Raw genomic sequence first — 14,117 nt, 5'->3', positions numbered from 1 at the left:
AGCGTCGTTCATCTCCAAAAAATCTCCCTACCCCGTCATTGCCTTTCTTGGCGGGGTAGGGTCTTATTCACGAGTTTCGGGGGTGCCTGTATCCGAGACTGGATTGACGATGTGGTGGTTCCCTGTGGTTACCTGACAATGATTCCCTGTGGCGCCACCTGCAATTCTCGCGGCTTCCAGCCCAGATGTTCGAGATCTTGGCGTGTGGCGGGGTCCAGATGGTCAAAAACTATCACGGTAGGCCCGGCGCCACTGATGGCGGCGGGAGCGCCAGCGGCTCGCAGCCGATCTACTAATTCTAGGGACTGGGGCATGCCCTCACGGCGATACTCCTGATGCAGCCGATCCTCAGTAGCGAAATACAGCAGTTCGGGGTATTTCGCCAAGGCCAGAGGTAGCAGCGCGGCGCGTCCGGCATTAAAGGCCGCGTCCCGATGCGGAACTGACTCGGGCAGCAACCCGCGTGCCTTGGAGGTGGCGAGTTCAAATTCCGGAATCAGCACGGTCAGCCGTACTTGCGGGGAAACCTCAAAATGTTGCGCATAGGCTCGCGGCGTACCCCCATTCGCACTCGGTTCCATCCAGCCCACTACGGCACCCCCGTACACGGCAGGGGCGGCATTGTCGGGGTGGCCTTCCATCTGGACCGCGAGCTGAAAAATCGCCTCCGTGTCCAAGACTCCCGGCTCCAGCAAAGCCCCAGCAGCGGCCAACCCGGAAACTAGGGCCGCGGAAGACGAACCCAGACCGCGGCCGTGTGGAACCCGGTTCACGCAATGCATTTCAATCCCAATCTGGGAAGCTCCTACAGATTCCAGCCCGGCTCGCAAAGCCTGCACCACCATGTTGGTTTCATCCTCAGGAACTTTGCCGGCGCCTTCGCCTTCCACCGTGACGTGGGTTGCTCCGGTGGTGGCCCGCACACTGACTTCATCACGCAGTTCCAAGGCTAGACCCAAAGCGTCAAACCCCGGCCCCAGGTTAGCCGAAGAGGCTGGAACGCTGACCGTTACTTCGTCACGCACAAAATTCATGGCAATTCCTTAGGTTCGGTGGTTTTGCGCTTGGTTTGGGCACAGCATCGGCCCGGTGGAGACGCTGTTGTTACAGGCCGAGTTCCCGTACCGCCGCCTGCAGGCTGGGTTCGATTACAGGTGGGGTCACGTTGCCTTTCGCTTCCATTGCGGTGGCGGTATCTTTCAGGCCGTTGCCGGTCAAGGTGCAGGCAATTCGCACTCCTCCGGGTACTTTGCCCTGCTCAGCCAACGCCAACAGACCCGCTATCGGGGCCGCGCTGGCCGGCTCGCAAAACACTCCGACTTCCGCGGCAATAATGGACTGAGCCTGCATAATGGCTGCATCGCTGACCGCGGTAATCAACCCGCCGGAGTCGTCGCGGGCCGCGGTGGCGTAGTCCCAAGACGCGGGGTTGCCAATCCGGATTGCGGTGGCGATGGTTTCCGGGTTCTCGATAGGGTGTCCCGCCACGAAGGGTGCGGCTCCGGTGGCTTGAATCCCCCACATTCGAGGCAACTTGGTGGTTTGCGGCTTCAGTTTCAGGGCCGAATCCTCGATTGAGGAGGCGACTTCCCGACCGAAGTACTCGTTATATCCCATCCAATAGGCGCTGATGTTTCCGGCGTTGCCCACCGGCAGGCAGTGAATATCGGGTGCATCACCCAGGGCGTCACAAATTTCAAAAGCGGCGGTCTTTTGTCCCTGCAGGCGGTAGGGGTTAATCGAGTTGACTAAACCCACCGGGTACTTTTCGGTCAGTTCTCGGGTGATTCGCAAGCAGTCATCAAAGTTTCCGTCCACGGCGATGAGCTTGGCCCCGTGCATCACGGCCTGAGCCAGCTTGCCCAGAGCAATCTTTCCGGCGGGTAAAATGACCGCGCATCCCACCCCTGCCGCGACCGAATAAGCCGCCGCGGAAGCGGAGGTGTTGCCGGTGGAAGCGCAGGCCACCATCTGAGTGCCCGCCGCCTTCACTTTCGTCATGGCCATAGTCATGCCCCGGTCTTTGAATGAACCGGTGGGGTTAGCACCCTCAAACTTCACATAGACCTCTGTACCGGTGGTGTCTACGCCAGCTTTTTCACTCAAGGCACCGATACGCTGTTCCACGCGGCGCGCCCGAATCAAGGGGGTATTGCCCTCAAACAGGGTCACAACGGGGTCGCCTGGTTCCAGGGGAAGTCGATTCCGGTATTCTTCCAGCAGACCGCTCCACATCTGTGTCATGCTTTGGTTGCTCCTTATTCGCGGTTTCGATAACCTCAACAGTTTTCGCTCTCGGCCATGCCCAGTCACGAAAAAACTGAGGCTCTCATTGGTCTTCCTCAATGGACATCTCTGAGGCGATTTTATGCACTAATGGTGATTTCGCCAAAGCGGCAGTAATTCCCTCATGCTTGGAATTCTGTGCCAGATGGGTCGAAATGACCAACGTCGCTTCGTCTGGTGCGGTCTCGGTCGGCGGTTGAGTCAAAGACGCGATAGAGACTTCCCCGGCGGCATAGATTTTGGCGATTTCTGCCAGCATCCCGATTCGGTCAGCAACCTGCAAACGTACCTGACGGCAGGTTTCCACTCGTCCCGGCTCGCAAATCGGCAGGTCTGCATACACGCTTTCGCGAGGGGCGTGCCCCCCGGAGACCAGGTGGTTGGCACCCGCCACGACATCGGAAAGTACTGCGGAGGCGGTGGGAGCCCCGCCCGCGCCTGCGCCATAAAACATGAGCCGACCAGCAAACTCAGTTTCCAAAACTATGGCGTTGTAAGGTCCGGTGATGCCCGCCAACGGGTGGCTCTTTGGCACCAGGGTCGGTTCCACACCGAGGGCAATCTGTTCCTGCCCGTCAACGGTGACCCTTTGGGCGCGAGCTAACAGTTTCACCGCGTACCCGGACTCTGTAGCTTGTTGAATATCCTGAGCGCTAACCTCGGTAATACCCTTCACGGGGACATCCTCCAGGTTCACCCGGGTATGGAAAGCCAGGGAGGCCAGGATGGCGCACTTGGCTGCCGCATCGTGACCGCCTACGTCCGCGCTGGGATCTGCCTCGGCAAAGCCAAGCTCTTGGGCCTGGTGCAGGGCCTGTTCATAAGACCAGCCCTGGGTGGTCATCTGATCGAGAATGTAGTTGGTGGTGCCGTTGACGATACCCAGAACTTTGTTGATTCGGTCTCCAGTCAAGGATTCCCGCAGTCCATAAACCACGGGAACCGCCCCGGCCACCGCGGCTTCAAAATACAAATTCGCATCTGTGCGGGCGGCGGCCTCATAGAGCTCCGGGCCGTATTGCGCGAGAACCGCTTTGTTGCCGGTCACCACCGTTTTGCCCGCCTCCAAGGCTTTCAACATGGCACTGCGAGCCGGCTCTAGGCCTCCCATCAGCTCGATGACCAGGTCGGCGGAGTCAATCACCGCATCAATATCGGTGGTCAACAGATTTCGGTCCAGGCCCTCCCGAACCTTGCTGGTGTCGCGGACCGCAACTCCGCTGAGCACCAGGTTTGCTCCCGCCCGTGCCGCGAGTTCCTGCTGTTGGTCGTGCAAAATGCGCGCAACTTGCAGTCCCACCGTGCCAGCACCCAGCAGTCCAATTTTTACGTCTTGCTTTTGCGCCATCTTTGTTTCCCTTTCGGTGTCCCTCTATACGTTCACTGTACCAGCAGGGTGGGTGTCTAAAAATTTGCGGTACTGCGGGTCAAAATGAGCCAGCATCGTATCAACAGCTTCCGGTTCCAAAAGCCACTTTGTAATGACCGTTCCACTGTTGTCTTGATCTACTCCCAGCACTCCCGGGCGCGTAAACCAGTTATAGTTCGAACTCATGGCCCACCCATAGGCTCCTGCGGCGGGTACCGCCAGCAGGTCGCCCTCAATCAAGTCTGTAGGCAGGGCCACGTCTTTAACCACGATGTCACCTGATTCACAATGAGAACCCACCACTCGGCAGGCCGTCAGCGGGGCCGTTGAACGGCGGTTGGCCAAAGCAATCGTATAGTTGGCACCGTACAGCGCGGGACGAATGTTGTCGCTCATTCCACCGTCTATCGACACATAGCGACGATAGCTGAGACTGCCGTCTCCATGCTGACCCACCGGCTGATCCTTGATATTGACCACTCGGTACAAAGTAATGGTGCTGGGACCAGCAATAGCCCGTCCCGGTTCTACGGAAACCCGCGGGAAGGATTGTTCTAACTCATAGCAGGTATTTTGTATCACTTGGTACAGTCCAGCGGCGAAGTCGGCGGCACTAGGAGCGGGGGCATCGGCGGAAGTATAGGCTATGCCGTAACCGCCACCCAAGTCGATTTCTGGAATGAGATAACCGGTCGTTTGTTTGACCAGACCCCGAAACTCCAGAATTTTCCGAGCCGCGGCGCAAAAACCGTCAAGATTCACTATCTGGGAGCCAATGTGAGAATGCAGACCGCTCAGCTCCAAGCGTTCATCAGCCAAAATGGAGTGCACTACGCGCCAGGCAGGGGAATCGAAAGCCGAGGTCGCACCACAGGGAGAATCGGAGCCATCGATAGGTTCCAAACCGTGGGCCCCAGGAGTGAGGGACAACCCGAACTTTTGGTCTTCGTGGGCGGTAGCAATAAATTCGTGACCGCCGGCGTGAACTCCTGTGGTGATACGCACCATCAGCGGCACCCGGCTTTGTGGCTTCAAATCGTCCAGGATGCGTTGAATACGCCGGACTTCCGCGGGGGAATCAACGATAATCCTCCCCAGATGCGCCTCGATTGCTTGGCGCAGCAGTTCAGGGGATTTCCCGTTCCCGTGCAAACCAATCAAACTCGGTTGACAGCCCGAAGCTAGCGCCAAAGCCATCTCCCCAGCAGAAGCCGTATCCAAGCCGAGTCCTGCCTCCGCCGCCAGCCGGGCTATTTCCACGCATAGGAAAGCTTTTCCGGCATAGTGTACCTGCACCTCATGCTCGCCAAACGCGGCGGCAAAAGCTTCGCGAAATACCTTGAGACGGTCTCGAAAATCCGCCAAGTCCAGCACAAAAATCGGGGTTTGCCCGCCCCGACCGTCCACCTGCGGAGCCTGGCTCAAAAGCTCGCTCAGGCTTTGTCCGTGCAGAGTCAGTTCTCCCCGTGAATCGCGCTGAAGCCCACTGGGCCACAAGTCCGCGCGCACCTGCGGGTCCGGGGCAACCCAAGTTCTTAAGCCAGAATCCCCCGGGTGTAAACGTGCTGGGTCATCAGCCGCCAAATCCACCGCCCGTTCCTTCCTTACGTGGCGCGGCTTCCTCGAAAAACGGCGCCGCTCACATCCGCTCGGGTGCGGTCACGCCCAACAGATTCAAGCCGTTGCGCAGGACCTGACCAACAGCGTTGTTCAGCGCCAGCAGCGCCGCGTGCTCGGCCGTCACCGGTTCATCACCAGCGGGGGTGACCCGGCGTTTGCCATACCAGGTGTGGTAAGCCCCCGCCAAGTTCTCCAAGTAACGAGGCACCAGGTGCGTGGCGTTTTCAGCCGCGCCTGTCGCCACTACGGACGGGAACTGCGCCAGAACACCGATTAGGGCCGCATCTGCCGGATCGCTGAGTTCTTTCGGGTCAAAACCATCCGCACAAGAAACCCCGTGTTCAGCAGCGTTCTTGGCCACGTTAGCAGTGCGGGCGTGCGCATATTGGACATAGTAAACAGGATTTTCGTTGGTATGCGAAGCCAGCACATCCAGGTCGATTGCCAGCTGGGTATCCATCGAGGAACGCACCAGGGCGTAACGGGCCGCATCGACACCTACAGCTTCGACGAAGTCCTCCAGCGTAACAATGTCTCCGGCGCGCTTGCTCATCCTTACCGGTTCACCGTTCTTAAACAAGTTCACCAGCTGCCCGATGATAATCTGCATATTCTCGCCGGGCTTGTCGCCATAAGCGGCGCACATTGCCATCATGCGTCCAACGTAACCGTGGTGGTCAGCACCGAACAGGAACACGGTACGATCTGCCCCGCGCCGGCGCTTGTCCTGATAGTAGGCCACGTCAGAAGCGAAGTAGGAGGCGTTACCGTCAGACTTAATGACCACACGATCCTTGTCGTCTCCATGCTTGGTTGTCAGCAGCCAGGTCGCACCGTCCTTCTCGACCACTTCGCCACGTTCCCGCAAGTAATCGAGTGCCTTGGTGACTGCCCCGGTTTCATAGAGGGAATTTTCGTGGAAGAACACATCAAATTCGGTACGGAAACCGCGCAGTGATTCTTTAATCTCATCGAACATCATCTCGACGCCGTGAGAACGGAAGTATTCTTGGGCGGCTGCATCGTCCAGAGTTACCGGGTCGGGGTCGCCCGCGGCTTTCGCTTCGGCTTGAACCTTGGCCGCAATGTCAGCAATATATTGCCCGCCGTAACCGTCTTCGGGGGTTTCCTGGCCGCGAGCCGCTGCCAGCAAAGAAACCGCGAAGCGGTCGATTTGGGAACCGTGATCGTTAAAGTAGTACTCGCGTGTGACTTTCGCACCGCTGAACTTGTACAGACGTGCCAAGGAATCCCCCACTGCTGCCCAGCGCGCACCGCCAATGTGCAGCGGCCCGGTCGGGTTAGCGGAAACATACTCCAGGTTGATATGGATTCCTTTGAGGTTTTCACCATGACCATAGTCGTTGCCGGAGGTCAGAATCTCAGCCACCAAAGCACCGGCGGCTCCGGCCTCAAGACGGATGTTGATGAACCCCGGACCGGCGACTTCCGCAGAAGACACACCGTCAATTTGGGCGATGGCAGAAGCAAAGATTCCCGCCAGTTCTCGAGGGTTGCGGCCCACAGACTTGCCTAACTGCAAGGCGATATTCGTCGCCCAATCTCCGTGGTCGCGATTCTTGGGACGCTCCACGCGCATTTTTTCGGCCAAGACGCCGTCTGCTATATCGATATTGTTTTCCGCTGCTGCGGTGCCAAGCTGCGCAATCATGCGCTGAGTTAATTCTTCAGGAGTCACCCCATAAGCCTAACGTTTTGCCTGGAGTACATCAAAATTAGCCCGTGTAGAGGGGCGGGAAATTCGGAAAACAATGCCGTGTCCATTAAGTGCGCGTATCGCACCTGATTCAGCGCCCCGGATGGGATTCGAACCCATGACCTTTTGCTCCGGAGGCAAACACTCTATCCACTGAGCTACCGGGGCTTGCTACAACCAGCTCCAACAGTTTACCGCTTTGCTTCCAGAAGGTAAATTTTAGCCACCTATCCCCAATGCCAACAGCGCTAAAAGTCCCAGATTTAGGGCAATAATCAGAGCAGCTACCAAGATGTTAATGGCCAGCAACCATTTGGGGTCAGCAAAAGGTCCCATAATATCCTTTTTTGACGTATAGATAACCAGGGGCAGCAACGCAAAAGGAATTCCTAAGGACAGCAGGGCTTGGCTGAGTACCAGTGCCCAGGTGGGGTCGAAGCCGAGCGCCAAGATGGCCAATCCCGGTATCAAGGTCACCACGCGCCGCGCTAGCAGCGGAACGCGAATATGCAGCAAACCGGCCATAATCTCTGACCCCGCATAAGCTCCCACCGAAGTGGAAGCTAGCCCCGAAGCCAGCAGCCCGACTGCGAACACCGTAGCTACCCCACCACCGAGAGCGCCGGCTATGACGTGGTAAGCGCCCTCAATAGTGTCCGTGTCCTCCTGTCCAGTTCCGGAGCCGTGCAACGAGGCGGCAGCCAGCAGTACCAGGGCAATGTTAACCGAACCGGCCACCAGCAACGCCCAGAATACATCCAGTTTCGTCGCCCGGAGGAGTCTGCGCTTGTGGTCGTCCGTGTGCTCTGAGCCGTGACGGTCTTTCGTCAGGGAAGAATGCAGGTAAATCGCGTGTGGCATCACGGTGGCGCCGAGCATGGAAGCAGCCACTAAAACTGAGTCAGCATTAGGGAATGTAGGCCGCAGTCCCGCCACGGCAGCTTGCCAGGAGGGCGGCGCGACCACCAGTCCCCCCACGAAACCCAGGGTGATGACCAGGAGCAGAGCGATGATGACCCGTTCAAACACAATCTGACCGGAAGTATTTTGTAAAAACAGCAGCCCTAGAGACACCACACCGATTATCAAGCCGCCGACCAGCAGCGGAGTTCCAAATAAAAGGTTGAGGGCGATGGCTCCGCCGATGACTTCGGCCAGGTCGGTGGCACCCGCCACGATTTCGGCTTGAATCCAAAAGGCGAGTCGACTCGGTCGGCGTAAACGATCGCCTAAGACCTGCGGCAGGGACCGGCCGGTTACTATTCCAAGTTTCGCGCTTTCGTATTGCACCAGCATGGCCATCAAGTTAGCCAGCACCAACACCCACACCAACGCGTAACCGTAGCGAGCTCCGGCAGTGATATTAGCAGCGACGTTACCCGGATCCACGTAGGCAACAGCGGCCACGAAAGCGGGCCCCATCAGGGCAACCAGAGACTTTTTAGGGGTTTTCTGCTCGTCAGTAAGGTAAGGCATACCTAACATCATACGCGAAACTGCTAGGCAGTGAAATCCCGATGGGAAACGCGTAGGTAGAGGTGGGAAACTTAGGCTTCAGTGTCCAAGGCTCGCCCCACCGAGCCGTTGCCCAGCATGGCGCGCATAGAAGTGAAAGTGGCCAAGCGATCATGTTGGCTCAGAGGTTGCGGACGACGCATCAGCAACTGATGGTTTTGGGTACGCGCGGAGGAAACAGAAGCCTGGTTTATCCGCGATTCAGCCAAAGTCAAAGCAAACAGAGAGGCAGAATCAGCACCCGGTTCAATAACCTCACCGGTGACGGATTCAATCAGGTCACGATCGCTTCGAGAAAGATGTGACAGTACCCACTGGGTGTGTTCATCGACAACGGTCTGCGCCCCGCGCAACGCATCGCTGCTTTGGCGCTGCTTAGCTACTACGGCTGCCAAACGAACTGCCGAGCGCTGCTGTTCCATTGCCTAACCTTTCATTGAAAGTATGTCGATGTCAGTAATCTATCAGTTACCTTCGTCAGTTCCAAGGCTATTCTTAGATTTCTCTGATATTTCATTCAGATTACGTTAAGTGTTCCTTGATATTTCAACAGTTTTCGCCGATTAGCTGGAAGATTCCTCAATGCCGGTTTGGGCTAATGTACTGACAATATCGGTATAAATCCCATCAACGCCGAGGGAAACTAGACGTTGATATGAGGAGGTGTCATTCACCGTCCACACATAAACCGGACAGCCTAGGGTGTGCGCGGCCGCCACAAACCGTGGGGTCACGATTTTCACCCCCCGGATGCTTTCCGGTACCGCCAGCGCACAGTGAAAATCCCTGAATAGACGCGGCACGATACCGAAGCGGTAAAGCCGTTCCAAACGGCGCTTTTCCGCTAACCCCGACATCACCCGGTGAGCGTTGACTTCGATTTGAGCCATTGCCGCGGTTCCCTGTTCCCAGGTCAAGAAAGTTTCCGGGGGAATTCCTACGCTGCGAATTTCCGGGCGGATTCGCCTCACCAAACCGGAGGAGGATCCCCCCCAGATTCGCGCAACGTCCCGCGCTCCCGGTAAATATCCACACACCGGTCCCAGGTGTCGGGCCATTCGCCAGACTCGACGGGCCGAAAAGGACGCTAGGGCGAGACGCCCCAAGTCACGACGCCCCTGTAAGACGCGTAGCGCACCGGGGACAACCGCATCGGTTTTGGCGTCTATATTCAAGTAAATGTCAGGGTATCGGTCCAAAAATTCTTCCAGATTCAAGGGCCGTTCGCCGTTAGGCAGTTGATGGCGACACAGTTGCGCCCACGTGACTTCGGTAATTGCCACTTCCCCATCGACCGCGTGCCACATCGGGTCATGGCTGATGACAGGAACCCCGTCGGTGGTGGCATGAATATCAGTTTCCAGCCCAGCTACCGACCTGCAAGAAACAGCCCAGTCAAAGGCAGCTCGTGAATTTTCCGGAACCGAACACCCCACAGCCGCGCTGGCGGACACTGCTGACCCACGATGAGCCAACAGCACCGGCCGATGACGCGAAACAGGAAAAACAGGAGCGGGTCGCAAAATTGGGCGTGAGTCTAGGAGCAAATCTGATTGACGAACCGGGCACCATGACGCTTCATCCAGCCCATCGGATCTACAGATTCCTTGTCTGAATTGCGAATCTCAAAGTGCAAGTGCGGCCCGGTAGAGCGACCGGTCGAGCCCACCCCGGCAATAACATCTCCGGCTTTCACCTCATCGCCTTCATGCACGTAAATCCCGTTACCGTACATGTGCAGGTAGCGAGAGTAAAAGACTTCACCGTCCTGAACATGCTTGATAGTAATCATGCCGGTGGATCCCTGCATTCCTGATTCGGTGACAATCCCGTCCGCTACTGCGTAGATATTCGTACCAGTAGGGGCCGACAAATCAACGCCCTCGTGCAACAATCGAGTTCCTGTCACCGGATTGACTCGCATCCCCCACGGGGATGTAAACGTGTAACTTCCCGATGATAGCGGCCACAGCAAGAGATTTTTTTCCGGAGCGGCAGAAGCATCACCGTTAGCGGAGCCCTGCGCGGCACACTGGCCCAATGCGGTGGCTTCCACCACCCGGGAACGCGAACTAGCGGGAACCGCGTTTAAGTCGGAGTCATAATCGGTAGCGTCGCTGGCCTTAGCCACAACGGAGAGCAAAGTTTGATTGGTACTGAATTCAAAATTCGGAGAGGCAATAGATAAGTTGGGTGAAACTATCCCGGATAGAGGAGCGACCACGGTGATAGCTGAAACCACACCCAGCAACACCAGACGCGGAGCATTGAAAACTTGTGCTTCTTTACGGATACGCGCGGACTGGGCTCTATTGCGCAATTCGCGTGCTTCCCGACGAGTGCGAGGCCTTTCGCTTACCACGGATTACCTTCCGACTTTGGATAACAACTCGAACTCAAGTTTATAACAAGTAGATAACGATTTACAATTAAATGCGTGTATCAATTTTCACTTCAGTAACATTTGTTAACACCAAATACCCTTCCCCGACAATTTCCTGAAAGAAACGTGGGGGTTTAGTGTCAAATGGTGCCGCGCATGGTTGCACCTGTTCAGAGCAAATCCCGAACCTCACCGACCAGTTCCTCCAGGATATCCTCCAGGAAAATCACTCCAATCACCGCTCCAGGACTCACTGAATCGACCACCCCAGCCAGGTGAGTACCTTGCTTTTGCATCACCCGCAGGGCATCTTCCACTTCCATTTGCGGAGTCACAGTAATCAACGAGCGAATCCGCCAGGATTCCAACGATTTCTCACGAGATGCTTTCTCGACCGCAATAACATCTTTAATGTGCAGGTATCCGGTAATGCTCCCAGTTTCATCAACAACCGGGAAACGCGAGAACCCTGTGCGCGCCACAGTCTTTTCGGCTTCTACGGGAGTTACGTTGGTTGGCAAAGTCACCAAGTTCTCCAAACCGACCATCACTCCCGACACAACTTCCGCAGAAAACTCCAATGTCCCAGAGAGCAACCCCAAGTCGTCCTCCAAAACCCCTTGCTCACGGGATTTCTCGACGATTGACGACATCTCTTCGACTGTAAAACTCACCCCAACTTCATGTTGAGGTTCCAAACCGAACAACCTCACCACCGAGTTCGCAAAGCGATTCATGGCGCTGATAACGGGACGTAGCGACTTTTCAATCGCCACCATCGGGGGTGAGTAAATCAAAATGAGCCGGGTGTGAGCCGAAACCGAGGTATATTTCGGAATCATCTCGCCGACCACTACATGCAGATACAAAACAATCAGCAAAGCGACAACAATGGCTACGGAGTGGGCACTGACTGGGGGTAGACCCAACCGCAGCACCAGCGGTAATAGCAGGTGCGCGATAGCCGGCTCCGCCACTACCCCCAATCCGGTAGACGCCAAAGTAATTCCCAACTGACAAACGGCGAGCATCTCGGAAACATTTTCTACCGCGATGAGCGCAGAGGCCGCTCCGCGTTTCCCGTCTTTCGCCAGGGGTTCAATCTCGGCTTTACGCGAAGCCGTAAACGAGAATTCTGCCCCGACAAAGAAAGCATTGATGGCCAGGAGTACCACCATTAAAACTAAGGCAACCCAATCACTCATGCGTCACCTCCGGGGAATTCAGCGGCTCGTCAGGACTCGGGTTGCGGGTGATGCGAACCCGGTCGATACGCCTACCGTCCATCTGTTCGACACGCAAAAGGTATCCGTTGACCAGGACGGTCTCACCTTGCGAGGGAATGTGGCCCAGTTCGTTCATAATCAAGCCCCCCAAGGTTTCATAGGGGCCCTCATCAGGCAGCTCCACTTTGGTTTGAATCAACAGTTCATCGGGACGGATTAGCCCCGGAACCAGCCATTCGCCTTCCACGGGATGATTAATTCCGGCAGCGTGTTGATCGTGTTCATCCGCGACCTCGCCCACGATTTCCTCAACTGCGTCCTCCAGAGTGACGATTCCCGAAGTGCCTCCGTACTCATCGACCACCACCGCCGTTTGGCTGCCGGCATCGCGCAATAGCACCATCAAATCCGCCAGTCCCATCGTTTCGGGAACCCTGGGTACTTCATACATCAGCGAGGACGAAGTGACCACGACGTCACTGCGGCGTTCATAAGGGACGGATACGGCACGGCGGAGGTTGGCGAATCCCAGGATGTCGTCCAAACCGTCCGGTCCAATGACCGGAAAACGGGAATGGCCTGTTTCCCGCGCTTTCGCAATGAGGTCATCCGCAGTTTCATTCTGGGTCAGATAGTGCACCCGCCCACGGTCAGTCATCACATCTTTTGCAGCCAAGCCGGAAATATGCACCGAACGGGTAAACAGGGAAGCGGTTGATAAATCCAGCAGCCCTTCCTCGGCGCTTTGGCGCACCATCGCCACGAGTTCCTGAGCTGAATGAGCCCCGGACAGTTCTTCCACAACTTCCACGCCCATCCGATCCAACACGAAGTTCGCCGAAGCCTTCAGCGCCACAATCAGAGGCTTGAAAATAAAGGTGAATGCCCGCTGCGGACGCACCACAAAAGCGGCCGCTTTCATGGGGTCAGCCAGCGCCATGTTCTTGGGAATGAGCTCGCCAAAGACCATGGAATACAGGTTCGTAATGACCAGGGCGACCACCGCACCCAGGGCCGTGGCCGCGGCTAGAGCCATCCCGGTGTGTCCCAAACCACGTGTCACCAGGTTTGCGATGGCTGTTTGGGTGGTGTAACCCACCATAATTGTGGACAGGGTAATGCCCACCTGGGTACCAGACAGCTGGGTAGACAGATTAGAAATAGAGTCTTTCACGAGGGCGGCCCGCTTGTCGCCGTTAGCCGCGCGCCCCGCAACTCTGGCGGGGTCGACAGCAAGGAAGGCAAACTCAGTGGCTACAAAAAAGGCCGTGACCAAAGTCAGAATCAGCCCCACCGCCACCAACAGCCAGTCAGCCACGACGGGACTCAACCGACCCACCGTCCTTGTGCAACTTCAACAAAAACCGGGCAGAAAGAACCGAAGCAATAACGGTGCACTTGACCAGGACAAGGGCAAGAAGATAATCGCGGGGTATCTTGCAGTTTAACCACCGTACTTATTTGCCAGCTGTAGCGGTACGGATGATTTCGCGGCGAATCCGCAGAGACGGCTGGCCGTTACCATCAGCCAGAACCATTCCTAGGCCTCCCGCTAGAGAGCCTCCCGCGACCAAGCCGCGCGTATACTCTTTGCGTTCCTCTGTGGAATTAGCTGCCCAAACCGGATTGTTTACCACGCTGATAGGAAGATTCACCACCGCCAGAATGAGAGCGCAAATCCGGGGGGATTTCCCCAGAGCCAAGCCTATTGCAGTCACCGCCGTAGCCGCTCCGGCCAGGCGAGACAACAATTTTGCGTCCGAAGTCAGCATGGGAGGCAGGCCAATCTTTTCCAGGGTCGGCTCCATCTTGCGGAAACGTTCCACGTGGTCTGCGGGGTTACGCAAAGCGTCGAGACCGTCATGAATGAAAACCGCTGCCAGCAGCGGGCGTGAAATAATACGCAGCAAAGTTCTCATAACACTATTGTCCCCATTTTTCGACCAGTTAGCACCTTTTCAAAACGTTTTTGGGTAGCACGGAATAAAAACCACCCTTTAT

12 protein-coding genes and 1 tRNA gene are annotated in these 14,117 nt (G+C 56.6%); all 13 read right to left on the bottom strand.

Features of this window, described 5'->3' with window-relative positions; translation table 11 throughout:
* Nucleotides 1-128: 128 nt before the first annotated feature.
* The 13 genes from thrB to Q0V70_RS00465 all read right to left on the bottom strand — a co-directional run bounded on the left by thrB (nt 129) and on the right by Q0V70_RS00465 (nt 14,035).
* Nucleotides 129-1,034 (bottom strand): homoserine kinase, encoded by a 906-nt coding sequence (gene thrB / locus Q0V70_RS00525; RefSeq protein WP_295026497.1) that lies wholly within the window; start codon nt 1,032-1,034, stop codon nt 129-131.
* A gap of 70 nt (nt 1,035-1,104) precedes the next feature.
* Nucleotides 1,105-2,244 carry a threonine synthase gene (gene thrC / locus Q0V70_RS00520; RefSeq protein ID WP_297587190.1) on the bottom strand — a complete coding sequence of 380 codons (1,140 nt, stop codon included), beginning with the start codon at nt 2,242-2,244 and terminating at the stop codon, nt 1,105-1,107.
* A gap of 85 nt (nt 2,245-2,329) precedes the next feature.
* Complete coding sequence (locus tag Q0V70_RS00515) at nt 2,330-3,634, bottom strand: homoserine dehydrogenase (protein WP_295026493.1); 1,305 nt, start codon at nt 3,632-3,634, stop codon at nt 2,330-2,332.
* 24 nt (nt 3,635-3,658) lie between these two features.
* Entirely contained in the window at nt 3,659-5,245 is a 1,587-nt protein-coding gene (locus Q0V70_RS00510; RefSeq protein WP_297587188.1) for a diaminopimelate decarboxylase, read from the bottom strand.
* A gap of 49 nt (nt 5,246-5,294) precedes the next feature.
* Entirely contained in the window at nt 5,295-6,974 is a 1,680-nt protein-coding gene (gene argS / locus Q0V70_RS00505) for an arginine--tRNA ligase (protein WP_297587186.1), read from the bottom strand.
* A 113-nt stretch (nt 6,975-7,087) separates the two neighbouring features.
* A tRNA-Arg gene (locus Q0V70_RS00500) sits at nt 7,088-7,160 on the bottom strand.
* 51 nt (nt 7,161-7,211) lie between these two features.
* Nucleotides 7,212-8,468: an Nramp family divalent metal transporter gene (locus tag Q0V70_RS00495; protein WP_297587182.1), complete on the bottom strand. Its 1,257-nt coding sequence runs from the start codon at nt 8,466-8,468 to the stop codon at nt 7,212-7,214.
* 71 nt (nt 8,469-8,539) lie between these two features.
* Nucleotides 8,540-8,929 (bottom strand): hypothetical protein, encoded by a 390-nt coding sequence (locus tag Q0V70_RS00490; RefSeq protein WP_295026485.1) that lies wholly within the window; start codon nt 8,927-8,929, stop codon nt 8,540-8,542.
* 141 nt (nt 8,930-9,070) lie between these two features.
* Nucleotides 9,071-9,961, bottom strand: coding sequence for a glycerophosphodiester phosphodiesterase family protein (locus tag Q0V70_RS00485; RefSeq protein WP_297587180.1), 891 nt, complete (start codon nt 9,959-9,961; stop codon nt 9,071-9,073).
* A gap of 83 nt (nt 9,962-10,044) precedes the next feature.
* Nucleotides 10,045-10,827 carry a M23 family metallopeptidase gene (locus tag Q0V70_RS00480; protein WP_297587178.1) on the bottom strand — a complete coding sequence of 261 codons (783 nt, stop codon included), beginning with the start codon at nt 10,825-10,827 and terminating at the stop codon, nt 10,045-10,047.
* A 233-nt stretch (nt 10,828-11,060) separates the two neighbouring features.
* Nucleotides 11,061-12,095, bottom strand: a complete 1,035-nt coding sequence (locus Q0V70_RS00475) for a hemolysin family protein (protein WP_297587176.1) — start codon at nt 12,093-12,095, stop codon at nt 11,061-11,063.
* Nucleotides 12,088-13,455, bottom strand: a complete 1,368-nt coding sequence (locus tag Q0V70_RS00470; protein WP_297587174.1) for a hemolysin family protein — start codon at nt 13,453-13,455, stop codon at nt 12,088-12,090. The genes Q0V70_RS00475 and Q0V70_RS00470 overlap by 8 nt, the downstream gene beginning before the upstream one ends.
* A gap of 118 nt (nt 13,456-13,573) precedes the next feature.
* Nucleotides 13,574-14,035, bottom strand: a complete 462-nt coding sequence (locus Q0V70_RS00465; protein WP_297587172.1) for a DoxX family protein — start codon at nt 14,033-14,035, stop codon at nt 13,574-13,576.
* Between the last annotated feature and the right edge of the window lie 82 nt (nt 14,036-14,117).

The sequence above is a fragment of the uncultured Mobiluncus sp. genome (assembly GCF_947087965.1).
Classification (GTDB): domain Bacteria; phylum Actinomycetota; class Actinomycetes; order Actinomycetales; family Actinomycetaceae; genus Mobiluncus.
This window is presented reverse-complemented; position numbering and strand designations above follow the sequence as displayed.